Genomic DNA, 20,180 nt, shown 5'->3' with positions numbered 1-20,180 from the left:
ATGGGACAGAAAGTTAATCCGATAGCAAATCGTCTTGGTATCATCCGGGGTTGGGATTCCAACTGGTTCGGAGGCAAGGACTTCTCCGACAAACTCGTCGAGGACGCCAAGATCCGCAAGTATCTGAATGTCCGTCTGGCGAAGGCGTCGATCTCGAAGATCATCATCGAGCGCACGCTCAAACTGGTGACGGTTACGATTTCGACCGCCCGTCCGGGCATCATCATCGGCAAGGGCGGCCAGGAGGTCGACAAGCTGAAGGAAGAGCTTAAGAAGCTCACCGGCAAGGAGATCCAGATCAACATCTTCGAGGTGAAACGCCCCGAGGTGGACGCCGTCATCGTCGGCCAGAACATCGCCCGCCAGTTGGAGGGCCGCGTGTCGTTCCGCCGTGCCGTGAAGACGGCCGTGGCTTCGACCATGCGCATGGGCGCCGAGGGTATCAAGATCCAGGTTGCCGGCCGTGTCGGCGGCGCCGAGATGGCCCGTACGGAGACGATCAAGGAGGGACGCATTCCGCTGCACACGTTCCGCGCAGACATCGACTACTGCCTCACGGAGGCCCTCACGAAAGTGGGTATCCTGGGCGTGAAGGTGTGGATCTGCCAGGGCATCGTCTACGGCCAGCGCGACCTGTTCGAAATCGCAGGCGCTTCGGCGCAGGCTCCTTCGGGCGACCGCGGTGAGCGCGGCGACCGTCGCGGAGGACGCGGCGACCGTGGTGACCGCCGCGGTGGAGACCGTCGTGGCGGACGCCGGGGCGGAGACCGTCGCAATAACAATCAGTAAGTAGGACCTTTTTAAAGCAGAACTAACATGTTACAGCCGAAAAAGACCAAATTTAGAAGAATGCAGAAAGGCCGTATGAAGGGTATCGCTCAAAGAGGTAACCAGCTTGCATACGGATCGTTCGCAATCAAGGCACTTGAATCGACCTGGATCACGGGTCGTCAGATAGAGGCGGCACGTCAGGCCATTACGCGTTACATGAAGCGTGAAGGTCAGCTGTGGATCCGCATCTTCCCCGACAAACCCATCACGAAGAAGCCCGCCGAGGTGCGTATGGGTAAGGGTAAGGGTAATCCCGAAGGCTTCGTGGCGCCTGTTACGCCCGGACGTATTCTCTTCGAGGCAGAGGGTGTGCCCCTGGAAGTTGCGCAGGAAGCGCTGCGCCTGGGCGCCCAAAAACTGCCCATCACCACCAAGTTTATCGTAAGACGTGACTACGTCGAAACCACAATTTAAGGGACACAGAACATGAAAAGTGCAGAAATCAAGGATATTTCGACAAAGGACCTGCAGGAGCGCATCGAGACCGAAAAGGCCCAGCTCGCGAAGCTGAAGGTGCAGCACGCAGTGTCCCCCGTCGAGAACCCGTCGATCATTAAGAAGAACCGCAGAGATATAGCTCGCATGCTGACCGTTCTGCGTCAAAAAAACGCTAAATAACGAGAACAACTATGGAAAGAAATCTTAGAAAAGAGCGTATCGGTGTGGTTGTCAGCAACAAGATGGAGAAAACCATTGTGGTTGCAGTAGCACGTAAGGTGAAGCATCCTATCTACGGTAAGTTCGTGAACAAGACGACCAAGTTCGTGGCCGAGTCGCTCGACGAGACCTGCAAGGAGGGCGATACCGTACGCATCATGGAAACCCGCCCGCTGAGCAAAACGAAGCGTTGGAGATTAGTACAAATCATTGAAAGAGCTAAGTAGTTATGATACAACAGGAAAGTAGACTCATTGTAGCTGATAACAGCGGTGCGAAGGAGGTCCTCTGCATCCGGGTGCTCGGCGGCACGAAGCGTCGCTACGCATCCATCGGCGATAAGATCGTCGTGGCTGTCAAGAGCGCGACTCCCTCGGGCGATGTCAAGAAGGGTGCCGTGTCGAAAGCCGTAGTCGTGAGAACCACGAAGGAAATCAGACGTGCCAACGGTTCGTACATTCGTTTCGACGACAACGCCGTGGTGCTGCTTAACAACCAGGGTGAAATGCGCGGTACTCGTATATTCGGCCCCGTAGCTCGCGAGCTGCGCGACCAGTATATGAAGATTATCTCCCTCGCACCCGAAGTATTGTAATCATAAAAACTATTTCGGATATGTCAAAATTACATATTAAGAAAGGGGATCAGGTTCAGGTTATCGCCGGTGACAGCAAAGGCCAGACGGGCAAAGTCCTGAAGGTCGAGGTTTCGAAGCAGCGCGCCATCGTCGAAGGTGTGAACCTCTGCAAGAAGGCCACGAAGCCCAATGCGCAGAACCCCCAGGGAGGCATCGTCGAGAAAGAGGCTCCGATTCACATTTCGAATCTCATGCTCCTCGACCCCAAGTCGGGCAAACCCACCAAGGTCGGCCGCAAGACGGATGCAAAAGGTAAATTAGTTCGTTTCGCTAAAAAGTCAGGGGAGGAGATCAAATAATGGCATACGTACCTACACTCAAGACACAGTATAAGGAGCAGATCAAACCTGTCCTTATGAAGGAGTTCGGTTACACGAGCATTATGCAGTGTCCGAAGCTCACGAAGATCGTAATCAACCAGGGTATGGGCCAGGCCGTCGCCGATAAGAAGCTTATCGACGTGGCAGAAGCCGAACTGACGCAGATCACCGGTCAGAAGGCCGTTCAGACCCGCTCGCGCAAGGACATCTCGAACTTCAAGCTGCGTAAGGGCATGCCGATCGGCGTGCGCGTGACGCTGCGCGACACGAAGATGTACGAGTTCCTGGAGCGTCTGATCGCCGTGGCCCTGCCGCGTATCCGCGACTTCAAGGGCATCAATGAAAAGTTCGACGGCCAGGGCAACTACACCCTGGGCATCACCGAGCAGATCATCTTCCCGGAGATCGACATCGACAAGATCACCAAGATCTTCGGCATGGAGATCACGTTCGTAACGACGGCCAAAACTGACGAGGAGGCTTACGCCCTGCTCCGCGAGTTCGGTCTTCCTTTCAAAAACGCTAAAAAGAATCAATAAGCTATGGCAAAAGAATCGATGAAGGCCCGCGAGGTGAAGCGTGCGAAGCTCGCAAACCGCTATGCTCACAAGCGCGAGGAGATCGCTGCCAAGGTGAAGAGCGGTGAGATGGATCACGAAGAGGCATGGCAGGCGCTTGCGAAGCTGCCCCGCAACTCGAATCCCATCCGCCAGCATAACCGCTGCAAGATCACGGGTCGTCCCAAGGGCTACATTCGCCTGTTCGGCATCAGCCGTATCCAGTTCCGCGAAATGGCCTCGAAGGGGCTTATCCCGGGCGTTACGAAAGCCAGCTGGTAGCAGCCGCAGGTGCGGGGAGGGGCGAGCGTGCGACCGCCTGAAACCTGCAGATCCTGCGATTCTGAATAAAAGTTCCGTTTTCCGGAAGGTGAGGAGCCTGTAGAGAGCGTGTCTCTCGGAAGGAAGCGGGGCAGATAGGGGTGTTCAGCCCGTGTAGATACGTCACAGTGTCGGGGAAAGTGCCGCCGCAAGCGGTAACTTCCCGATATGTGGGGCGTAGCGAAGGGTTGGGTGCTTGGTTACAAATTTCTCGGACCAAGGGGCCGGAGGGTGGAAACCGGAGCTGCGTAAGGCGGCGGAAGTTGAAGCCCGGAGGTTGAACTGAAGTTGTGCAAAGCGGCGAAAGGGATGCCGGAAGGTCATTCTGTGGCTGGAGGAGGTGACCGGGGCGGACCGCAGAGACGGAGCGCCCGGGTGGTTTCCGAAGTCGCTGCCGCTTGCTGAACGGGAGTTTTGTGCAGATACATGTTAGCAACATCGGGTGCTAACATTGTCTGCGTTCCGGAGGCAGGGCTAAAATCGCTAAAAATCAGGCGATAACTTGGCTGTTTGGGAAATAATGCGTATATTTGCGCGCTTCAGGCCCTCGTGTGCGTATGCGAACGAGGGGGCAAAAAAAGGGCCGGAGGGGAATTGACGAATGTCAAGAAGCTGAAAGTCAAAATTTTAATTTAAACTAATTTATTAATTTTTAATTTCTATTCGTTATGACTGATCCTATTGCGGACTTTCTGACCAGAATTAGAAACGCGGTGAAAGCCAACCACAAGGTGGTTGAAGCTCCCGGTTCAAAAATTAAGCAGGAGATGACCAAGATCCTCTATGAGCAGGGTTACATTCTCGCTTACAAATTCGACAAGGACGAGAAAGGTCATCCGTCGATCAAAATCGCTCTGAAGTGGGACCCCGCCACCAAGACCAACGCCATCAAGGACCTCAAGCGCGTAAGCCGTCCGGGTCTGCGCCGGTATGCGTCGGTTTCGGACATGCCCCGTGTTTTGAACGGCCTGGGCATCGCCATCGTTTCCACGTCGAAAGGCATCATGACCGACGCCAAGGCCCGTCAGGAGAATGTGGGCGGCGAGGTGCTGTGCTATATCTACTAATCGCAAATCATTAAAGAACAACACAATGTCAAGAATTGGTAAATTACCTGTAAACCTGCCGGCCGGCGTTACCGTAGAGGTAGCTGCCGACAACACGGTAAGCGTGAAAGGGCCACTCGGGACGCTGAGCCAGAAAGTTGACTCGGACATCAAGGTAGAGGTCGGCACGCACACGGACGTTCATACGGGCAAGGAAGTTCCCGCCGTTCTGGTGACCCGTCCCACCAACCAGCCCCGCCACCGTTCGCTGCACGGGCTGTACCGCGCGCTGATCAACAACATGGTTGTCGGCGTGTCGAAAGGCTATGAAATCAAACAGGAACTCGTCGGCGTCGGCTTCAAGGCCGAAGTCAAGGGCCAGGTGCTCGAAATGAGCCTCGGCTACTCGCACGACACGCATTTCCTGTTGCCCAAGGAGGTGACCGCCACGGCCGTTACCGAGAAAAAGGGCAACCCGATCGTAACCCTCAAGTCGATCGACAAGCAGCTCATCGGCCAGGTTGCCGCGAAGATCCGTTCGCTGCGCAAGCCGGAACCGTACAAGGGCAAGGGTATCAAGTTCGTCGGCGAGCAGATCCGTCGCAAGGCCGGTAAATCAGCAGGTGCTAAATAGTAAATAGTCTGAAGTTATGTCATTGAACAAGATAGAAAGAAGAGAGAGGATCAAGATGCGTATCCGCAAGATCGTGAGCGGAACGCCTTCACAGCCTCGCATGACTGTATATCGTAGCAACAAGCAGATCTACGTGCAGTTTATCGACGACCTCGCAGGTGTTACCCTGGCTACGGCTTCCTCGCTGGACAAGGAGGTCGCAGAGGCAGCCGCCGGCAAGAACAAGTGCGAAGTCGCCGCCCTGGTAGGCAAGCTGGCCGCCGAGCGCGCCGTTGCCAAAGGCATCAGCGAAGTAGCCTTCGACCGTAACGGCTACCTGTATCACGGAAGAGTTAAACAGCTGGCCGAAGCAGCACGCGAAGGCGGACTTAAATTCTAAGCGATTATGTCAAATACCAACATAAAGAAAGTACGCACGAGCGATCTCGAACTCAAGGACCGGCTCGTCAGCATCCAGCGTGTTACCAAGGTTACGAAGGGTGGCCGCACGTTCAGTTTCTCGGCCATCGTCGTCGTAGGTAACGAAGACGGTGTCGTAGGCTACGGCCTGGGCAAGGCTTCGGAGGTTCAGTCGGCCATCGCCAAGGGCGTGGAGGACGCGAAGAAGAACCTGGTGAAGATTCCGGTTATCAACGGTACGATCCCCCACAAGCAGGAGTCGCGTTTCAGCGGTTCGCTCGTGATGATTCGTCCGGCCGCTCCCGGTACGGGTATCATCGCCGGCGGTGCCATGCGTGCCGTGCTCGAGTCGGTGGGCATCAAGAACGTGCTTGCCAAGAGCAAGGGTTCGTCGAACCCCCACAACCTGGTGAAGGCGACCATCGGCGCACTGTGCGAGCTGCGCGATGCCCACAGCATCGCCCGCGTGCGCGGTATCTCGATGGACAAGGTGTTTAACGGTTAATTCTCAAGAAGAACATGGCAAGATTGAAAATCACCCAGGTCAAAAGCCGCATCGGCTCCACGGAGCGCCAGTGCAAGAACCTTGACGCGCTGGGGCTGAAGAAGATCAACGCGAGTGTCGAGCACGACGACTCGGTGATCATAAAAGGTATGATTGCGCGCGTGAAGCACCTCGTGAAGGTCGAGGAAGTGGCCCCCGCCAAGAAGGCTGCCCCCAAGGCCAAGAAAGCCGAGGTCAAGGAGGAGGCAGCACAGGCCGCAGAATAAGTTTAACAGCTAACGGATTATAACAATGGAACTCAATAATCTCAAACCCGCAAAGGGTTCAACGCATCACGATAAACGGATCGGCCGCGGTGCCGGTTCGGGCCACGGCGGCACGGCCACCCGTGGACACAAGGGTGCACAGTCGCGTTCGGGTTACTCGCGCAAGCTCGGCTTCGAGGGTGGCCAGATGCCGCTGCAGCGTCGCCTCCCCAAGTTCGGTTTCACGAATCTGAAACGAGTTGAATTCAAGGCCATCAACCTCTCGACGCTCGAGGAGCTGGCAGCCAAGAAATCGCTCACGGAGGTTACGGTCGACACGCTCATCGCCGCAGGTTTCATCTCGTCGAACGACAAGGTGAAGATCCTGGGCAACGGCACGATTTCGAAGGCGCTCGCCGTCAAGGCGCATGCGTTCTCGAAGAGCGCCGAGGCGGCCATCACGGCAGCCGGGGGCAGCGTCGAAAAACTGTAAGCAACCTTAGAACCCAAAAATTATGAATCAGTATCTCGTTGTTGGTGTCGTCTTTTTGGTGGTAATCGCTCTTTTGGCGACCAACAAGAAATTGGTAGAAACCCTCAAGAATATCTACAAGATCGAAGAGCTTCGCAAGCGTGTCATTTACACGATCGGGCTTCTGCTGGTCTACCGCTTGGGTAGTTTCGTCGTGATTCCGGGCATCAACCCCAACGCCCTGGGCGAGGGTTCGGCGTATGCCAGCCAGCTGGAAGGCAACGGACTTCTGGGTCTGTTGAACGTCTTCTCCGGCGGTGCGTTCGGCAACGCCGCTATTTTCGCGCTCGGAGTCATGCCGTACATCACCGCCTCGATCATCATCCAGCTCATGGGAATGATGATTCCGTATTTCCAGAAAATGCAGAAGGAGGGTGAGAGCGGCCGCCGCAAGATGAACCAGTGGACACGCTTCCTGACGATCGGCGTGCTGATCCTGCAGGGTCCGGCGTACATCGCCAACCTGTACCATCAGGTCCCCACTGCGTTCGTTTACGGCAATTCGTTCGGCTTCGTTGCCTATGCGACGACGATCCTGATCGCCGGAACCATGTTCATCATGTGGTTGGGCGAGAAGATCACCGACAAGGGTATCGGTAACGGTATCTCGCTGATCATCATGATCGGTATCGTGGCACGTCTCCCGCACGCGCTGTTGGCCGAGGTCAACGCCCGCTTCCAGACTGCCTCGGGTAGCGCCATCATGCTGATCCTCGAGCTGATCCTGCTGTTCCTTGTCTTCATGGCAACGATCGCCCTGGTACAGGCTGTCCGCAAGGTCCCTGTACAGTATGCAAAGCGTATCGTCGGTAACAAACAGTACGGCGGCGTACGTCAGTACATCCCGCTGAAGATGAATGCCGCGAATGTGATGCCTATCATCTTCGCGCAGGCTCTGATGTTTATTCCGGCGCTGTTCTCCGGTACGGCCTTCGCGGCTGCTTTCAGCTCGATGACCGGTTTCTGGTACAACTTCACGCTTGCAGTGCTGGTAATCGCCTTCACCTACTTCTACACGGCGATTATCATCAACCCTCAAATGATGGCCGATGACATGAAGCGAAACGGCGGCTTTATCCCGGGAGTGAAACCGGGTAAGCAGACCGTGAACTACATCGACACCATCATGACGCGTATCACCCTTCCGGGTTCGTTCTTCCTGGCGATCGTGGCGATCCTGCCCGCTCTGGCTATGAAGTTCCTGGGCATCCAGCAGTCGTTCGCCTACTTCTACGGAGGTACGTCGCTGCTGATCATGGTCGGTGTGGTACTCGACACTCTGAAGCAGATCGAGAGCTACCTGCTGATGCGCCATTACGATGGTCTGATGAAGACCGGACGTATTCAGGGTCGTCATTAGGAGTTTTTCCGAAGAGTTCTTAAGCGAAGAAATGATCTATTTAAAGACAGACGAGGAGATAGAGCTGCTCCGTGAGAACAACATCCTGGTGTCGGAGACGCTGGCGGAAGTGGGTCGCCACATCCGTCCGGGCGTCACCACCAAGGAGTTGGATTCGATTGCCGAGGATTTCATCCGCGCGCACGGAGCAGTTCCCGCCTTCCTCGGGTATCAGGGATTTCCCGCTTCGTTGTGTATATCGGTAAACGAACAGGTGGTTCACGGTATCCCATCCTCGAAATGCGTTCTCAAAGAGGGCGACATCGTTTCGGTCGATTGCGGTACGTTTATGAAGGGGTTTGTTGGTGATTCGGCATATACGTTTGCCGTTGGCGAGGTTGCCGGGGAAGTTAGGCAGCTGATGGACGTCACCAAAGAGGCTCTTTATAAAGGTACGGCGCAGGCCAAGGCCGGCAACCGCGTAGGCGACGTGTCGGCAGCCGTGCAGGAGTACGCCGAGAGTTTCGGCTACGGAGTCGTGCGCGAACTGGAGGGACACGGGCTGGGTCGGAAAATGCACGAAGACCCCGGTGTTCCCAATTACGGTGCACGCGGCAGGGGGCCATTGCTCAAAGAGGGCATGGTCATCTGCATCGAACCCATGATCAACATGGGGACCAAAGCGGTGGTTTTCGAACGGGATGGCTGGACGGTCCGCACGCGGGACCACAAACCGGCGGCGCACTACGAGTTCGCCGTTGCGGTCCGCAAATCGGGACCCGATGTCCTGACGGACTTCAGTATCATCGAAAAGGCAATAAACAATTAAGACTCTATGGCAAAACAAACTGCTATTGAAAGGGACGGGACGATTATCGAGGCGTTGTCCAACGCGATGTTCCGCGTCGAGCTGGACAACGGCCACATTCTCACGGCCCATATCTCGGGAAAGATGCGTATGCACTACATCAAGATCCTTCCCGGAGATAAAGTAAAAGTGGAGATGACGCCCTATGACCTTACGAAGGGACGTATATCTTTCCGGTACAAATAATTAGATTGCTTGAAAATCATGAAAGTTAAAGCATCCATCAAGAAAAGAAGCGAGGATTGCAAGATTGTGAAGCGTAAAGGCAAACTTTATGTCATTTGCAAAAAGAATCCCAAGTTTAAAATGCGCCAGGGGTAATGTTTTTTAAACAAGTCAAAAAAGAAAAAGAATTTATATGGCACGTATAGTCGGTGTAGATTTACCGAAAAACAAAAGAGGCGAGATCGGCCTGACCTATATCTACGGTATCGGTCGCTCGACGGCTCGTAAAATTCTCGAGACCGCTGGCATCAGCTACGATCTCAAAGTACAGGATTGGTCGGACGACCAGATCGGTGCGATCCGTTCGACGATCGCCGACCTGGGTCTGAAAGTCGAGGGCGAATGCCGTTCGATGGTCCAGTTGAACATCAAGCGCCTGATGGACATCGGCTGCTACCGCGGCATCCGTCACCGTCTGGGTCTTCCCGTCCGCGGTCAGTCGACCAAGAACAACGCGCGCACCCGCAAGGGCCGCAAGAAGACTGTCGCAAACAAGAAAAAGGCAACGAAGTAATCTTTAGAGAATTATGGCAAAGAAAACTGGAACAGTTAAGAAAAAGGTTGTTAAGGTCGGTGCGCTGGGCAATGTCTATGTACACTCCACTTTCAACAACGTAATCATCACCATCACCAACGAGGTGGGCGATGTCATCAGCTGGTCGTCGGCCGGCAAGATGGGCTTCCGTGGTTCGAAGAAGAATACTCCGTATGCAGCACAGACCGCTTCGGCGGATTGCGCCAAGGTCGCTTACGACATGGGCCTGCGCAAGGTGAAGGTTTATGTGAAGGGTCCGGGAGCAGGCCGCGAGTCGGCCGTGCGCACGATCCATGGCGCAGGCATCGAGGTGATGGAGATCATCGACGTCACTCCGCTGCCGCACAACGGTTGCCGTGCTCCTAACCGCCGCCGCGTATAATTCAGGCACAGGTTAAGGATAATTTCAAGGTTTTAAAAAAAGACAGAACAATGGGAAAATACATAGGACCTAAATCGAAAATCGCCCGTAAATTCGGCGAAGCTATCTATGGTGCGGATAAGGTGCTCGAAAAGCGCAACTATCCTCCCGGACAGCATGGTCTGGCGCGCAAGCGCAAGAAGGTGTCGGAGTACGGCACGCAGTTGAGCGAGAAGCAGAAGGCGAAGTACACGTACGGCCTGCTGGAGAAGCAGTTCTCGCGCACCTACGAGCAGGCTGCCCGCATGGGCGGCATCACGGGTGAGAACCTGCTGAAGCTGCTGGAGTGCCGTCTGGACAACGTCGTTTACCGCTTGGGTATCGCCCCGACGCGTGCGGCTGCCCGCCAGCTCGTTTCGCACTGCCACATCTGCGTGAACGGCAGTGTCGTGAACATCCCCTCGTACTCGCTGCGCGCGGGTGACGTGGTGTCGGTTCGCGAGAAGTCGAAGAGTCTGGAAGTGATCTCGGCATCCCTGGCCGGCTCGTCGAAGAGCCGCTATGCCTGGTTGGAGTGGGACAACGCCTCGATGAGCGGCCGTTTCCTGCAGAAACCCGAGCGTGAGGAGATCCCCGAGAACATCAAGGAGCAGCTCATCGTCGAGTTGTACTCGAAGTAGTAATTAAACAAATTCACCTATTATGGCAATATTAGCATTCCAGAAACCTGAGAAGGTTATTATGCTTGAATCCACTTCGTCGTTCGGGAAGTTCGAATTCCGACCGCTGGAGCCCGGATTCGGTATGACTGTCGGTAACGCTTTGCGTCGTATTCTGCTCTCTTCGCTGGAGGGTTACGCAATCACGACTGTCAAGGTAGCCGGTGTCGATCACGAGTTTGCCGCTATCCCCGGTGTGATGGAGGATATGTTGAACATCATCCTCAATCTGAAGCAGGTTCGTTTTATCCGCACAGTCGATAATCAGGATGCCGAAAAAGTATCCATTAACGTTGCGGGTGTTACGGAGCTGACTGCCGGATATATCTCGAATTACCTGTCGTTCTTCAAGGTCCTCAATCCCGATCTGGTGATCTGTCACCTGGCCCCGGGAACGAAGATGCAGATGACGCTCACGATCGGCAAAGGCCGCGGCTACGTGCCTGCCGAGGAGAACGCACCCGCTGAAAGCGAGTTCGGAACGCTCCCGATCGACTCGATCTTCACGCCCATCAAGAACGTGAAGTACTCGATCGAGAACTACCGCGTCGAGCAGAAGACCGACTACGAGAAGCTGAATTTGGAAATTACCACCGACGGGTCGATTCACCCCAAAGAGGCTCTGAAAGAGGCCGCAAAGATTCTCATCCAGCACTTCATGCTCTTCTCCGACGAGAAGATCACCGTCAACATGGAAGACACGAACGGAGCCGAGGAGTTCGATGAGGATGTACTCCACATGCGTCAGCTGCTGAAGACGAAGCTCTCGGACCAGGACCTTTCGGTCCGCGCCCTGAACTGCCTGAAGGCCGCCGATGTCGATACCGTGGGGGATCTCGTGAAGCTGAACCGCAACGACCTGCTGAAGTTCCGCAACTTCGGCAAGAAGTCTTTGACGGAGCTGGACGAGTTGCTGACCTCGCTCAACCTGAAGTTCGGTATGGACGTATCAATCTACAAACTTGACAAAGATTAATTATGAGACACAATAAGAATTTCAACCACCTGGGCCGTCAGGCAGGCCACCGCAAGGCCATGCTGTCGAACATGGCCACGTCGCTGATCCTGCACAAGCGCATCGAAACGACGGTTGCCAAGGCCAAGGCCGTTCAGCGTTTCGTGGAGCCTCTGGTCACCAAGTCGAAGGAGGACACGACGCACTCGCGCCGTATCGTATTCTCGTACCTGAAACAGAAAGAGGCCGTTACGGAGCTGTTCCGTACGATCGCACCGAAGATCTCGGAGCGTCCGGGCGGTTACACCCGCATCCTGAAGACCGGTTTCCGTCTGGGCGATGCTGCCGACATGTGCATCATCGAGTTCGTTGACTTCAACGAGCCTTACACGCTGGGCATCGCTCCCGCAGCCGCTTCGGAGGCAAAACCGAAGACGCGCCGCTCGCGCAAGTCGGCTGCCAAGGCTACCGACGCCGTCGAGGAGGCTACCGTAGTCGAGGGCGAGGCTAAAAAGGCCGCACCCAAGAAGGCTGCCGCTCCGAAGAAACCCGCAGCACCGAAGGCCGCTTCGGCCAAGGCTTCGGCTCCGAAGGTTGCGAAGAAGACCAATGTGGGAAAGAAAATGTAATTGATTTTCCGTGATAGCGGCGCATTTGCGTCACTTCCGTCAAAATCCGCGAATGGAACGTACTTGAGTACTACCCATCCACATCCAGATAGAGTTGTAACTTAAAAAGTTATGACTCTATTTGCATATAGCAGGTAATGGTTAGGAAACGGTTGTATGCATTTGTTCGCATCTGCTTTCCTTCATGTCAAACAACTCCTGTTATTGAATACAAATTCAATAAAAAGTTCCGATTTTTCAAATAGGCATAATTTATGCCATAGTAACTCATTTTGGGAAATAGACTGTTCTTCGATGGTCATATTCCATCAAATGGTCGTGAGCAACGAAACCATTTCGGAGGATATGGCGTTTTCGTTCCGGAATATTGAGGGACATAAACACATTGACAAGCGCTGTACGCTATATAGTATATGGGGCGTATGATTTTGAATATTTAAAATATTTGGAATACGAATATCAAGACGCATTGTCAATAACCTCTAACCATTGATATACAGAACCTATAATTGAGTTGTTCGGTAGTTAATACCTCTTTTGTATCTTGTTCGAACGGGAGTTTCCGACGCTGTTTGAACTCTTTTTTCAGTATGGCTTTACGGTAGTTTGCCGTGAAGTCGAAATAACGCTTCAGGGGTGATTTCCGGAACTGCCCGTTCAGAATCCGGTAGGCCTGGAAATGCCAGGTGTCCGCAGTAGGAATTGATCACGGCCGGCATTTCCGCGAGTCGTTCGGGCTGCGGCTTTTCCCTTTGGCATTCCCGTTCTAGTTTGCGGATCGCCGCATGGAACATGTTGACGGTTCGTGTGGCCGGATAGTATCGGTGCGGCCTGATGCAGGCCCTTAAGAACAAGACGCCCTTCGAGTAGTGTTGCAGTACGATTTTGTCGGGGTGGAGCGTCAGCTTCAGTTCCGGGAACAAGAAGTCGTTCAGACGCGGGATCAGCCCTCGCAGGTGGTTCCGGAATGCCGAGGCGAAGATCTCACCTTTGCCCGGATACTCCGTAATGAAGCACATGCAGGGCCGGAGGCGGTATGTCCGCTCTCGGATCTGTTCGTGTAACGCGACGAGGTTATGTTCCGGATCCATTTCAAAGGAGAGTTGGCTTTTCGTGTTCTTTTTATGTTTTCTCGCATCGAAATAGGCTTGGAAAATATCGGTTAGCAATTCTTCGGATCCGATATCCATACAGGCAAGAGTGGTTTGAGCCGTGTAAATTCTTGGACGGGGCACACGGGGAAGCCGTCGGAGCGGTTGTTGTTCAACGGGTTGACGCTACCCGAGTTGAAGTTCAGTTTGCGCCCGTTCGTCGTCTAGTTCGGCACTGCCGTCCACGAATAGCCGTTGCCCGTAACGTTGTTCAACGCGCCGGACGTGTTGTTGCGGTAGCCCGAAACCGGGATACAGTAACCGCTTGCTAAATGCAGAGGGGTATCCAACAAGAGTGGGACTATAGGAATGCAACGGCTTGATTTATCGAGTCGCTACATGTTTGTAGATAGAATAGGTAACGAGAAGGTAACGGTTTATTTTCAGTTAATTGCACGAAAATGCCGTATTTCAAATAGCCTCTTGCAAGATAGGGAAAATCTTCGGGATCGCAAATTCTATTCGATCGAAGAAAAAATGGCTGAATCAACAAGCTATTGCAATAGTAACTTAAAAATTGAAGGATTTATTTTTTAGATAAGAGCTTTCCAAGCTTTTGAACCATTCCGAAGCCATTCTGCGCAGAATCGCCAACGGAGAACTCGGCAGACCTTCGGCTGAAGAGTTCGCCGCGATGGAAAAGATGCCCGTCACGGTGGTGCTGGACAAGGTTCGTTCGACCCAGAACGCCGGGGCCCTTTTCCGCACGGGTGACGCTTTCGCCGTAGAGCAGATCTTCTGTGCGGCATCACCGCCACTCCGCTCAGCCGTGACATCCACAAAACGGCTCTGGGGCCAAGATGACCGCTGCTGTGGAGCAGTATGTCCGCGACGTGAAGGAGTGCGATTTCCCCAACGAGAGCGAACAGTACTGATCCGTCATGCCGTAAAACAAAAAGCTGCACCCGAAGGGGGGCGCAGCTTTTTTTCGTCGTATATGGTTTTTATCGCCGGATAACTATATCGTCCGTGTCGGTCGTGTAACCGTCGGCGGGCGCTTGGTCGAGCGCATTGAAACTCTTGTTCGGAATCTGCTGGATGGCTCCCTGGCCATTGCCCGACGTACCGCCGTTGGTCCGGACCAGTTCGCCGCAAAGGGCGATGTCCCAGTCCGTGCGAGCTTTCCATGCGGCGTCCTGCGCGGCGTCGCCGAGCGGACTCGTTCCGACCTTATTGCCGGTCTCGAGCGAGATGTAGACCCATTGGTCGTCGCTGAGCCCCTCCACCGAGAGCGTTTTTACCCGCGCGGGCTCCGGAGCCGGACCTTTGTTGTCTGAACCGTCCGAGGCACATCCCGCCAGCAGTATTGCGCATCCCGCCAGCGCGAGCAGCAGCAGTCTTTGTTTCATCGTTTTCATCGTCGTCAATCCGTTAAGCTGTTAAGATTGCGGGTGCCGTCGCCCTGATAGAGATACTTGATCGTCACCCGGCCTGTTCCCCGGTCGTAGTTCATGACCTCGAATTTGGCGTATTTGCCGCTTGCCGTGCGTACCACATAAGGCGTCGTGTAGGGCGCCCAGAGGTTGTCGAGCCATTGTACGGCCGAAGCCGAAGTGGTCTTGAGGTCGGTCGTGGCGGCAGCGAAGAGATTCGCTCCCTTTTCCAACACGACCGGTTGCGGAAGGTCGCAGACATACTCCTTCGGGCCGCCGGCATCCCGGTAGTCGATCACCGAGAAGGCGTTGATCACGCCGCTGCCGGCCTTGCCGATCTCCGAGCGGGTGATCGTCAGGAAGTATTTCGGTTCGGTGTAGGAGGCGTATTTGGGCACCGCCTCCGTGAAGTCGAACGCGAGTTCGATGCTGTTGTCGTCGCTGTACTGCCCCTGCATGGGGTGGTCGCCGCCCTGATTGGCCGCGATGGCCGATTTGAGCGTGACGGTCGGCGTCGTGGCGTAGGGTTTGTCGGCCACGCCCATCGTGAAGGCGAGGTCGTTGCGCGAGTCGTAGGTCACCTTTACGCGGAATACCACCTGCGGGGAGTGCACCGTGCAGCTGCATCCCGTGACGTCGTGGCTCAAGGTCTGCGACGGGCGGTCCTGCAAAAAGAAGTAATAGGGCAGGTAGTAGCGGCCTTCATCGCCCCACCATGTTCCGTAGGAGTTCACGACAATGAAAGCTCCCTTGTGGGTTTGGCCGTCCTTGACGAACTCCACCGTGTCGTCGTATCCGACGATGGTCATGGCGTGGGCACCGTCCGTGGCGAGCTTCGTCAGCATGTAGGTGTAGCCCGTTTCCGACGGCCCCGAATAATTCGAGTTGAAGGACCATCCGGTAGCCAGCGCCGAGTAGGAGAGGATGCCGCCGTAGGCGCTGCCGTCGCCGGCATCGTAAAGGTAGCGGCGGGCGAGGTCGACACCCTCCTGCGAGGTCACCTCGAACGAGATGATTTCCTTTACGCGGTTCTGCATCGCCCGGGTGTACCTGTCGTAGCCGCTCGCCCACTTGAACGTGAAGTAGCTCGAGGGGTCGGGGAAGTCGGCCAGCGACATGGCCCCCTGCTGCCGGGCGATGTTGAGCCCCTGCTCGGCGAATCCGCCCTGGTCGATGCCGTCGTTCAGGAAATTCCAGGTGTAGAAATAGCTGAATGTATTGGCGTCCGAGGCTTGGGCGTCGCGGTCCAGCAGGCGGTTCATCTCGTAGGTGAACAGATAGCGGATGCCCGACGACTGGGCGCAGGAGCCGCCTTTCTGATCGAATACCTTCGGGAAGTATTTGAGCTTCGAGTTGTCCACGCTCGCGGGCAGGGAGCCTTCGAGGGGTTTCGACGGCGTCCATGTGGCGGCGGCCGCACGGATGGCCCGCACTTCGTCGGTCAGCTTCGGAACCTCGTAGGTCCGGGTGGGCTGCGCCGTCGCCGGAAGCCCCGTCGCTGCGAACAGAAGCAGGAATAGGATTCGTTTCATCATTTCAGGCGGTTATAGGTTTTCAGCGCTTCGCTGCGCACCGCAGGGGCGAGCGATTCGTCGCGGCTCATGTCGAAGGCCGTTCGGGCGATTTCGTCGCGGCGCGCCGAAAGCGTGAACCAGCCGAAAGCCTCCAGCATGGCCTGCTGAACCTCCGGGTCGCCGCTTCGGCGCATGTAATCCAGTAGTTCGGGGACCATGAAATGCACGTGGTAGTTGCGCATCGCACGGATATCCTGCATACGGCCCTTTTTCGTCCGTTCGGGGTCCATGACCGACTTCATCGTTGCGGTCCAGCGCTTTGCATTGACTTCGATGGAGTGGCGGATCAGCCTGTAAACCGTTTCGGAGTCGATGTAATTGGTCTCGGGGAACTGCCGTTCGAATTCGGCGATCAGTTTTTCCCCGTCGAACATCGGCATCGCCTGTTTGAGCGAGAACTCCACGCGCTCGGAGGTGTTGTTGCGGATCGAGGAGGCGATCATCGCCGGAATGAGGCGTTCGTCGCCGCTCTTGGCGAGCATGTTGGCGGCGAAGCGCTCGACCATTTCATAATTGTCGGACATGCCGAGTGCAATGGCCTCGATGAAGTTGTCGTCGCGGCACTCCGTGAGGTTGACGAACGCCTGCATGCGCAGCTGGTGGCTGTCGCTTTCGCGGAAGGTGCGCAGCAGGTCCGCCGACGAAAGGGCACCGCGGCGGAAGAGCTTTTCGACGGCCAGCGCCTGCAGGGCAGGGTAGCGGCTATCCGCGAGGAGCCGTTTCCACGTTGCGGGGCTGTCCTGCCGGAGCAGTTCATCCACGTCGATCCGCTTGTCGGCCGATGCGAAACGGAAAGTCGGGTCTCCGATCAGGTGCTGTTCCAGGTAGGGGGCGTATTTGGCCAGGTTGCCGACGCTCATGCCCAGTCCCGTGAGGCCCACATAGCGGTCCACCCATTTGTCCTGCAACACGTTCACCGAGTTGGCCAGCACGGCGACGGTGCGCCCCGGGCTGAAGATGTAGGCGTTGGCGATGCTGCTGTCGCGGTGGAACGAGCCGTTGAAGCAGGCGTCGAGCGACACGACGCGGCATTCGGGCTTGTAACGGCCGAAATCCGAGAGGTAGAGGTCCAGATCCCAGAGGTAGAGGGAATCCGCGGCCCGGGTCTTCGGATCGTCGGCGCCTGCGAACCATGCGTCGGGAAACTCTCCGTAGCGACGTGTGATGCGCGCCCGGGCGCTGTCGGCCGGGATATCGTGCGAGATGGCGTGACGCATCGACTCCCGCAGGTACATTTTGATCTGCATGATCTGCTGCTTGGTGTCGTTGGTCATCGGCAGGTTGTTCAGATACTCCGTGTCCCAGTCGCCGTGGTGGTGCAGGACGGCGAAGTCGAGGTCGCGGCGCTGCATCTCGTTCATCAGCCGCGGCTTGATGTGCGCGTCGCGCTTGTGGTCGATGTAGCTGATGCCGCTGCGCTGCCGTTCGAGCCACGGGAAGTGTTCGAACAGCGTCGCTTTCTCGTCAATGCGGGCCACCATCGACTCCGAGATGAAGCCGTTGCCGCTGAAAAAGAGAATCTGATCGACCGGTTCGGGGTTGCGTTTTGCCTCCACGACCTTTTCCAGATAGCTGCGAAGCTTCTCATAACGCGAGGTCCCGCTGCAATCGGTGGGGCGGATGCGTCCCGAATAGATGTCGGGACGGGTCCGCTGGGCCGACTCGGCGGTCAGCGAATAGTAGAAACATCCGGGATGGAGGCTGTCGCGTCCCAGCGGGGCGAATTCGAGGCTGAAATCGTCGTAGAACCGGTCGGAGGGGACCGACGACTCCCAGCGGTCGAACGCCGCCTGGTCCATTTTGAATGCGCTCGTGAGGTGCTGGGCGTCGCGCACCATCACTACCGGGATGTCGCCGATGAGCACGGCGCCCTCGATCGGGGCTTTCGGCTGACCCCAGAGCTGCCGGAGCACTTGCCGGAGCGAATCGGGCTGGCCCGTGCGGTCGATGACAAAGTGCACCTCCAGACCGCTTTTCCCGATTTCGGCGGCATAGTCATCGACCTGCCGGCGGGCTTCCTCGTAGCTTCGGGCGTCGATCACCACGGCGAAGCCGCGGCGGGGCGAGGCTGCGAAAAGTTGTGCGGAAGCGATTGTCGCCACTGTTGCCGCGAGGAGTATTTTCTTGAATGTCTGCATATGTGGATAGGCTGTTTTGTGTGTCAGAAAAGAATTTCGGCGCCGAACGTGAACCTGCGGCTGTCGGTGCCTTCGAGCAGGTCGGTGTAGTTTTTCTCGCCGATGTAGCGTTTCAGCGAAGCCTCGGCATAGAGTCCGGCCCACAGTTTCCCGAAGAGGCGGCGGTAGCGTACTGCCGCGTTACCGCCGATCCAGGTCGCGGTGATGTATTCGAATGCCAGGTCGGTGTAGGCTTGCTTGATGCGCTCCTGCACATGCTGTGAGGAGGTGATCGGAGCGGCTCCCCGCACGCCGAGCGTCGCCGTGATCCGGTTGCGGCCGAACGAGAAGAATTTCGATGCCTCGACCGATCCGGCGATGCGGGTGTAGCTGCGGTTGTATCCGTCGCCCTCGTAGTGGACCGTTTCCGAATCCTCATACCGCCCTGCGGCATGCAGCGCGAAGGTCGGAAGCCCGTCGCGGAGCTTGTCGAAACGGTAGTCGGCCCGGAAGACCGAGACGGTCTCCTTGTTTTTCAGCCCCGAAGCCTGCACCTTGTACGAGACCTGATTGTTCTTGTCGGGGTCGATGTAGGCCGTCTGTTCATACCAGATACCCTCCACGCGCTTGTGTTCCCATCCGACGATGACGTTATGCGTGCGCCGGGAGTTGCCGAACCGCAGGCGGTCGCTGACGCCGAAACTCGTGCGCGAATAGTCGCCGCCGAGGAACGTGAAGGCGGCGCCTCCGTCACGGGCCTCCTGCGTACTCGACGCATAGGTCGCTTCGAGCAGGTTGGCGACGCCCCGGTCGCTGGTCCAGGCGAATTGCAGGGCTCCGATATACTCCGTGCCGGTATAGTTGCGCGGATAGGAGAGCGACGTGCCGGACGAGATCGTGCTGTAGTCGCCCAGCCCGTTGAAACGGAAATAGACGTAGGATTCGCGCGGGTCGATGACCTCGTGCGAGATCGACTCGCTCATCAAGTCGAATCCGCCCGAAAGCCCCAGTGAGAATCCGCCGCCCATCAGGTACTGGACGCCGGGCGTGAGGACGAAGTGCATGCCGTCGGTCTTGGGCCGCGGGTCGGTCTGGTCGGCCGAACTGCCAGTGTCGTAGTCGAGTCTCAAGGCGAGAATCAGCCGTTCCAGCGGTTTGTAGGCCACTGTCCCGCACAGGTTGAAGCGCTGGATGTTGAAATCCGACGGGATTGAATCGCCGAGGATGAAAGGATTGTCGTCAGCGATCTGAAGCGTCGAGTTCCAGCGCCGGGCATACTCTTTGCCGTCGTTGTAGGCGATGCTGCCGGAGCAGATCACCTTGTTGAACCGCTGCTGTCCGGAGATTCCGACTCCGAAGGCATTGATTTTCGAGGATTCGTCCACATCGTGCAGGTCGCCCCGGCGGATGTCGTAATCCGCATGGAAGTCAAGCAGGTTCCCGACGGGCGAGAACCACAGCGCCGAGGGGTTGTGGCTCCGGGAATAGAGGTTTCCGGAGCGCTCTATTTCCTGGTAGACGGGAAGCTGCGCCTTGTGCTGGGCACGAAGCGTTCCGCCGCCGAAAAGTAGCAATGCGCACAATGCGGTACCCGGGTATCTTTTCATCGTAAGAAATGCGTTAGGTGAGGTGTCGTAAGACCGAAACGGC

At 56.2% G+C, this 20,180-nt stretch carries 28 protein-coding genes and 1 pseudogene; 24 read left to right on the top strand and 5 right to left on the bottom strand.

The features are described 5' to 3' along the window. From rpsC to rplQ, 23 genes are all read left to right on the top strand, one after another. A complete protein-coding gene (gene rpsC, locus ACGHP5_RS04880; RefSeq protein WP_015547052.1) occupies window positions 1–789 on the top strand; it encodes a 30S ribosomal protein S3 in 789 nt (262 codons plus the stop codon). Between the two features lie 27 nt (window positions 790–816). Next, on the top strand, window positions 817–1,245 hold the full coding sequence (rplP, locus tag ACGHP5_RS04875; RefSeq protein ID WP_019152134.1) for a 50S ribosomal protein L16: 429 nt from the start codon (window positions 817–819) through the stop codon (window positions 1,243–1,245). A 12-nt stretch (window positions 1,246–1,257) separates the two neighbouring features. After that, entirely contained in the window at window positions 1,258–1,449 is a 192-nt protein-coding gene (gene rpmC / locus ACGHP5_RS04870) for a 50S ribosomal protein L29 (protein ID WP_015547054.1), read from the top strand. Between the two features lie 11 nt (window positions 1,450–1,460). Next, a complete protein-coding gene (gene rpsQ / locus ACGHP5_RS04865) occupies window positions 1,461–1,715 on the top strand; it encodes a 30S ribosomal protein S17 (RefSeq protein WP_009597655.1) in 255 nt (84 codons plus the stop codon). 2 nt (window positions 1,716–1,717) lie between these two features. Beyond that, a complete protein-coding gene (gene rplN / locus ACGHP5_RS04860) occupies window positions 1,718–2,083 on the top strand; it encodes a 50S ribosomal protein L14 (protein WP_010262407.1) in 366 nt (121 codons plus the stop codon). A 20-nt stretch (window positions 2,084–2,103) separates the two neighbouring features. After that, the gene (rplX, locus tag ACGHP5_RS04855; protein ID WP_290534209.1) at window positions 2,104–2,424 is read left to right on the top strand and encodes a 50S ribosomal protein L24; all 321 of its coding nucleotides are present in this window, start codon (window positions 2,104–2,106) and stop codon (window positions 2,422–2,424) included. Further along, the gene (gene rplE / locus ACGHP5_RS04850; protein WP_290534208.1) at window positions 2,424–2,984 is read left to right on the top strand and encodes a 50S ribosomal protein L5; all 561 of its coding nucleotides are present in this window, start codon (window positions 2,424–2,426) and stop codon (window positions 2,982–2,984) included. The genes rplX and rplE overlap by 1 nt, the downstream gene beginning before the upstream one ends. Before the next feature lie 3 nt (window positions 2,985–2,987). Further along, a complete protein-coding gene (rpsN, locus tag ACGHP5_RS04845; RefSeq protein WP_044054318.1) occupies window positions 2,988–3,284 on the top strand; it encodes a 30S ribosomal protein S14 in 297 nt (98 codons plus the stop codon). Between the two features lie 707 nt (window positions 3,285–3,991). Continuing rightward, a complete protein-coding gene (rpsH, locus tag ACGHP5_RS04840; protein ID WP_044054319.1) occupies window positions 3,992–4,390 on the top strand; it encodes a 30S ribosomal protein S8 in 399 nt (132 codons plus the stop codon). A gap of 25 nt (window positions 4,391–4,415) precedes the next feature. Beyond that, window positions 4,416–5,003: a 50S ribosomal protein L6 gene (gene rplF, locus ACGHP5_RS04835; protein ID WP_290534207.1), complete on the top strand. Its 588-nt coding sequence runs from the start codon at window positions 4,416–4,418 to the stop codon at window positions 5,001–5,003. Window positions 5,004–5,019: 16 nt separating this feature from the next. After that, window positions 5,020–5,382: a 50S ribosomal protein L18 gene (gene rplR / locus ACGHP5_RS04830; RefSeq protein ID WP_044054323.1), complete on the top strand. Its 363-nt coding sequence runs from the start codon at window positions 5,020–5,022 to the stop codon at window positions 5,380–5,382. 6 nt (window positions 5,383–5,388) lie between these two features. Beyond that, window positions 5,389–5,907 carry a 30S ribosomal protein S5 gene (gene rpsE, locus ACGHP5_RS04825; RefSeq protein WP_290534206.1) on the top strand — a complete coding sequence of 173 codons (519 nt, stop codon included), beginning with the start codon at window positions 5,389–5,391 and terminating at the stop codon, window positions 5,905–5,907. A gap of 14 nt (window positions 5,908–5,921) precedes the next feature. Continuing rightward, window positions 5,922–6,173: a 50S ribosomal protein L30 gene (rpmD, locus tag ACGHP5_RS04820; RefSeq protein ID WP_290534205.1), complete on the top strand. Its 252-nt coding sequence runs from the start codon at window positions 5,922–5,924 to the stop codon at window positions 6,171–6,173. Between the two features lie 25 nt (window positions 6,174–6,198). Further along, entirely contained in the window at window positions 6,199–6,645 is a 447-nt protein-coding gene (gene rplO, locus ACGHP5_RS04815; protein ID WP_015547064.1) for a 50S ribosomal protein L15, read from the top strand. Window positions 6,646–6,667: 22 nt separating this feature from the next. After that, on the top strand, window positions 6,668–8,044 hold the full coding sequence (gene secY / locus ACGHP5_RS04810; protein WP_290534203.1) for a preprotein translocase subunit SecY: 1,377 nt from the start codon (window positions 6,668–6,670) through the stop codon (window positions 8,042–8,044). A gap of 31 nt (window positions 8,045–8,075) precedes the next feature. Next, complete coding sequence (gene map, locus ACGHP5_RS04805) at window positions 8,076–8,852, top strand: type I methionyl aminopeptidase (RefSeq protein ID WP_118406801.1); 777 nt, start codon at window positions 8,076–8,078, stop codon at window positions 8,850–8,852. A gap of 6 nt (window positions 8,853–8,858) precedes the next feature. After that, entirely contained in the window at window positions 8,859–9,077 is a 219-nt protein-coding gene (gene infA, locus ACGHP5_RS04800) for a translation initiation factor IF-1 (RefSeq protein ID WP_015547066.1), read from the top strand. Between the two features lie 18 nt (window positions 9,078–9,095). Beyond that, entirely contained in the window at window positions 9,096–9,212 is a 117-nt protein-coding gene (ykgO, locus tag ACGHP5_RS04795) for a type B 50S ribosomal protein L36 (RefSeq protein ID WP_010262443.1), read from the top strand. A gap of 37 nt (window positions 9,213–9,249) precedes the next feature. Beyond that, window positions 9,250–9,630 (top strand): 30S ribosomal protein S13, encoded by a 381-nt coding sequence (gene rpsM, locus ACGHP5_RS04790; protein WP_015547067.1) that lies wholly within the window; start codon window positions 9,250–9,252, stop codon window positions 9,628–9,630. A gap of 13 nt (window positions 9,631–9,643) precedes the next feature. Then, window positions 9,644–10,033 carry a 30S ribosomal protein S11 gene (gene rpsK / locus ACGHP5_RS04785; protein WP_015547068.1) on the top strand — a complete coding sequence of 130 codons (390 nt, stop codon included), beginning with the start codon at window positions 9,644–9,646 and terminating at the stop codon, window positions 10,031–10,033. Window positions 10,034–10,083: 50 nt separating this feature from the next. After that, complete coding sequence (rpsD, locus tag ACGHP5_RS04780) at window positions 10,084–10,692, top strand: 30S ribosomal protein S4 (RefSeq protein WP_015547069.1); 609 nt, start codon at window positions 10,084–10,086, stop codon at window positions 10,690–10,692. Between the two features lie 22 nt (window positions 10,693–10,714). Next, window positions 10,715–11,707: a DNA-directed RNA polymerase subunit alpha gene (locus tag ACGHP5_RS04775; RefSeq protein ID WP_044054329.1), complete on the top strand. Its 993-nt coding sequence runs from the start codon at window positions 10,715–10,717 to the stop codon at window positions 11,705–11,707. Between the two features lie 2 nt (window positions 11,708–11,709). Continuing rightward, a complete protein-coding gene (gene rplQ / locus ACGHP5_RS04770) occupies window positions 11,710–12,315 on the top strand; it encodes a 50S ribosomal protein L17 (protein ID WP_147619442.1) in 606 nt (201 codons plus the stop codon). A gap of 596 nt (window positions 12,316–12,911) precedes the next feature. On the opposite strand, the gene ACGHP5_RS04765 is transcribed toward rplQ, so the two are convergent. Next, window positions 12,912–13,505 carry a hypothetical protein gene (locus tag ACGHP5_RS04765; RefSeq protein WP_390568159.1) on the bottom strand — a complete coding sequence of 198 codons (594 nt, stop codon included), beginning with the start codon at window positions 13,503–13,505 and terminating at the stop codon, window positions 12,912–12,914. A 538-nt stretch (window positions 13,506–14,043) separates the two neighbouring features. Between ACGHP5_RS04765 and ACGHP5_RS04760 the strand changes: the two are divergent. Further along, window positions 14,044–14,261 (top strand): annotated as a pseudogene (locus ACGHP5_RS04760) (TrmH family RNA methyltransferase); the annotation flags it as partial. A 149-nt stretch (window positions 14,262–14,410) separates the two neighbouring features. Here ACGHP5_RS04760 and ACGHP5_RS04755 read toward each other — a convergent pair. From ACGHP5_RS04755 to ACGHP5_RS04740, 4 genes are read right to left on the bottom strand one after another with little or no spacing between them, the layout of a single operon-like run. Further along, window positions 14,411–14,815 carry an HmuY family protein gene (locus ACGHP5_RS04755; protein WP_390568158.1) on the bottom strand — a complete coding sequence of 135 codons (405 nt, stop codon included), beginning with the start codon at window positions 14,813–14,815 and terminating at the stop codon, window positions 14,411–14,413. Window positions 14,816–14,829: 14 nt separating this feature from the next. Beyond that, entirely contained in the window at window positions 14,830–16,371 is a 1,542-nt protein-coding gene (locus ACGHP5_RS04750; RefSeq protein WP_390568157.1) for a thiol protease, read from the bottom strand. Further along, entirely contained in the window at window positions 16,371–18,551 is a 2,181-nt protein-coding gene (locus tag ACGHP5_RS04745; protein ID WP_290532991.1) for a HEAT repeat domain-containing protein, read from the bottom strand. Before ACGHP5_RS04745 ends, ACGHP5_RS04750 begins: the two co-directional genes overlap by 1 nt. Window positions 18,552–18,574: 23 nt before the next feature. Further along, the gene (locus ACGHP5_RS04740; RefSeq protein WP_390568156.1) at window positions 18,575–20,137 is read right to left on the bottom strand and encodes a DUF6850 family outer membrane beta-barrel protein; all 1,563 of its coding nucleotides are present in this window, start codon (window positions 20,135–20,137) and stop codon (window positions 18,575–18,577) included. Between the last annotated feature and the right edge of the window lie 43 nt (window positions 20,138–20,180).

It is taken from the genome of Alistipes sp. i18-0019-D1 (assembly GCF_042852885.1).
Classification (GTDB): Bacteria; Bacteroidota; Bacteroidia; order Bacteroidales; family Rikenellaceae; genus Alistipes.
The sequence above is the reverse complement of the archived record's forward strand: the minus strand, read 5'-3'. Positions and strand labels throughout refer to the sequence as shown.

Excerpts from the sequence above, each read along its gene's own strand:
- rplF (WP_290534207.1), top strand. The coding sequence starts at position 4,416 with ATGTCAAGAATTGGTAAATTACCTGTAAACCTGCCGGCCGGCGTTACC.
- rpsE (WP_290534206.1), top strand. The coding sequence starts at position 5,389 with ATGTCAAATACCAACATAAAGAAAGTACGCACGAGCGATCTCGAACTC.
- rpsH (WP_044054319.1), top strand. The coding sequence starts at position 3,992 with ATGACTGATCCTATTGCGGACTTTCTGACCAGAATTAGAAACGCGGTG.
- rplP (WP_019152134.1), top strand. The coding sequence starts at position 817 with ATGTTACAGCCGAAAAAGACCAAATTTAGAAGAATGCAGAAAGGCCGT.
- ACGHP5_RS04750 (WP_390568157.1), bottom strand. The coding sequence starts at position 16,371 with ATGAAACGAATCCTATTCCTGCTTCTGTTCGCAGCGACGGGGCTTCCG.
- ACGHP5_RS04775 (WP_044054329.1), top strand. The coding sequence starts at position 10,715 with ATGGCAATATTAGCATTCCAGAAACCTGAGAAGGTTATTATGCTTGAA.
- rpsK (WP_015547068.1), top strand. The coding sequence starts at position 9,644 with ATGGCAAAGAAAACTGGAACAGTTAAGAAAAAGGTTGTTAAGGTCGGT.
- rpsC (WP_015547052.1), top strand. The coding sequence starts at position 1 with ATGGGACAGAAAGTTAATCCGATAGCAAATCGTCTTGGTATCATCCGG.
- ACGHP5_RS04740 (WP_390568156.1), bottom strand. The coding sequence starts at position 20,137 with ATGAAAAGATACCCGGGTACCGCATTGTGCGCATTGCTACTTTTCGGC.
- rpsD (WP_015547069.1), top strand. The coding sequence starts at position 10,084 with ATGGGAAAATACATAGGACCTAAATCGAAAATCGCCCGTAAATTCGGC.
- ACGHP5_RS04745 (WP_290532991.1), bottom strand. The coding sequence starts at position 18,551 with ATGCAGACATTCAAGAAAATACTCCTCGCGGCAACAGTGGCGACAATC.
- rpmD (WP_290534205.1), top strand. The coding sequence starts at position 5,922 with ATGGCAAGATTGAAAATCACCCAGGTCAAAAGCCGCATCGGCTCCACG.
- ACGHP5_RS04755 (WP_390568158.1), bottom strand. The coding sequence starts at position 14,815 with ATGAAACAAAGACTGCTGCTGCTCGCGCTGGCGGGATGCGCAATACTG.
- rplN (WP_010262407.1), top strand. The coding sequence starts at position 1,718 with ATGATACAACAGGAAAGTAGACTCATTGTAGCTGATAACAGCGGTGCG.
- ykgO (WP_010262443.1), top strand. The coding sequence starts at position 9,096 with ATGAAAGTTAAAGCATCCATCAAGAAAAGAAGCGAGGATTGCAAGATT.
- rpmC (WP_015547054.1), top strand. The coding sequence starts at position 1,258 with ATGAAAAGTGCAGAAATCAAGGATATTTCGACAAAGGACCTGCAGGAG.
- secY (WP_290534203.1), top strand. The coding sequence starts at position 6,668 with ATGAATCAGTATCTCGTTGTTGGTGTCGTCTTTTTGGTGGTAATCGCT.
- ACGHP5_RS04765 (WP_390568159.1), bottom strand. The coding sequence starts at position 13,505 with ATGGATATCGGATCCGAAGAATTGCTAACCGATATTTTCCAAGCCTAT.
- rpsN (WP_044054318.1), top strand. The coding sequence starts at position 2,988 with ATGGCAAAAGAATCGATGAAGGCCCGCGAGGTGAAGCGTGCGAAGCTC.
- rpsQ (WP_009597655.1), top strand. The coding sequence starts at position 1,461 with ATGGAAAGAAATCTTAGAAAAGAGCGTATCGGTGTGGTTGTCAGCAAC.
- rplQ (WP_147619442.1), top strand. The coding sequence starts at position 11,710 with ATGAGACACAATAAGAATTTCAACCACCTGGGCCGTCAGGCAGGCCAC.
- rplX (WP_290534209.1), top strand. The coding sequence starts at position 2,104 with ATGTCAAAATTACATATTAAGAAAGGGGATCAGGTTCAGGTTATCGCC.
- rplR (WP_044054323.1), top strand. The coding sequence starts at position 5,020 with ATGTCATTGAACAAGATAGAAAGAAGAGAGAGGATCAAGATGCGTATC.
- rpsM (WP_015547067.1), top strand. The coding sequence starts at position 9,250 with ATGGCACGTATAGTCGGTGTAGATTTACCGAAAAACAAAAGAGGCGAG.
- rplO (WP_015547064.1), top strand. The coding sequence starts at position 6,199 with ATGGAACTCAATAATCTCAAACCCGCAAAGGGTTCAACGCATCACGAT.
- infA (WP_015547066.1), top strand. The coding sequence starts at position 8,859 with ATGGCAAAACAAACTGCTATTGAAAGGGACGGGACGATTATCGAGGCG.
- rplE (WP_290534208.1), top strand. The coding sequence starts at position 2,424 with ATGGCATACGTACCTACACTCAAGACACAGTATAAGGAGCAGATCAAA.
- map (WP_118406801.1), top strand. The coding sequence starts at position 8,076 with ATGATCTATTTAAAGACAGACGAGGAGATAGAGCTGCTCCGTGAGAAC.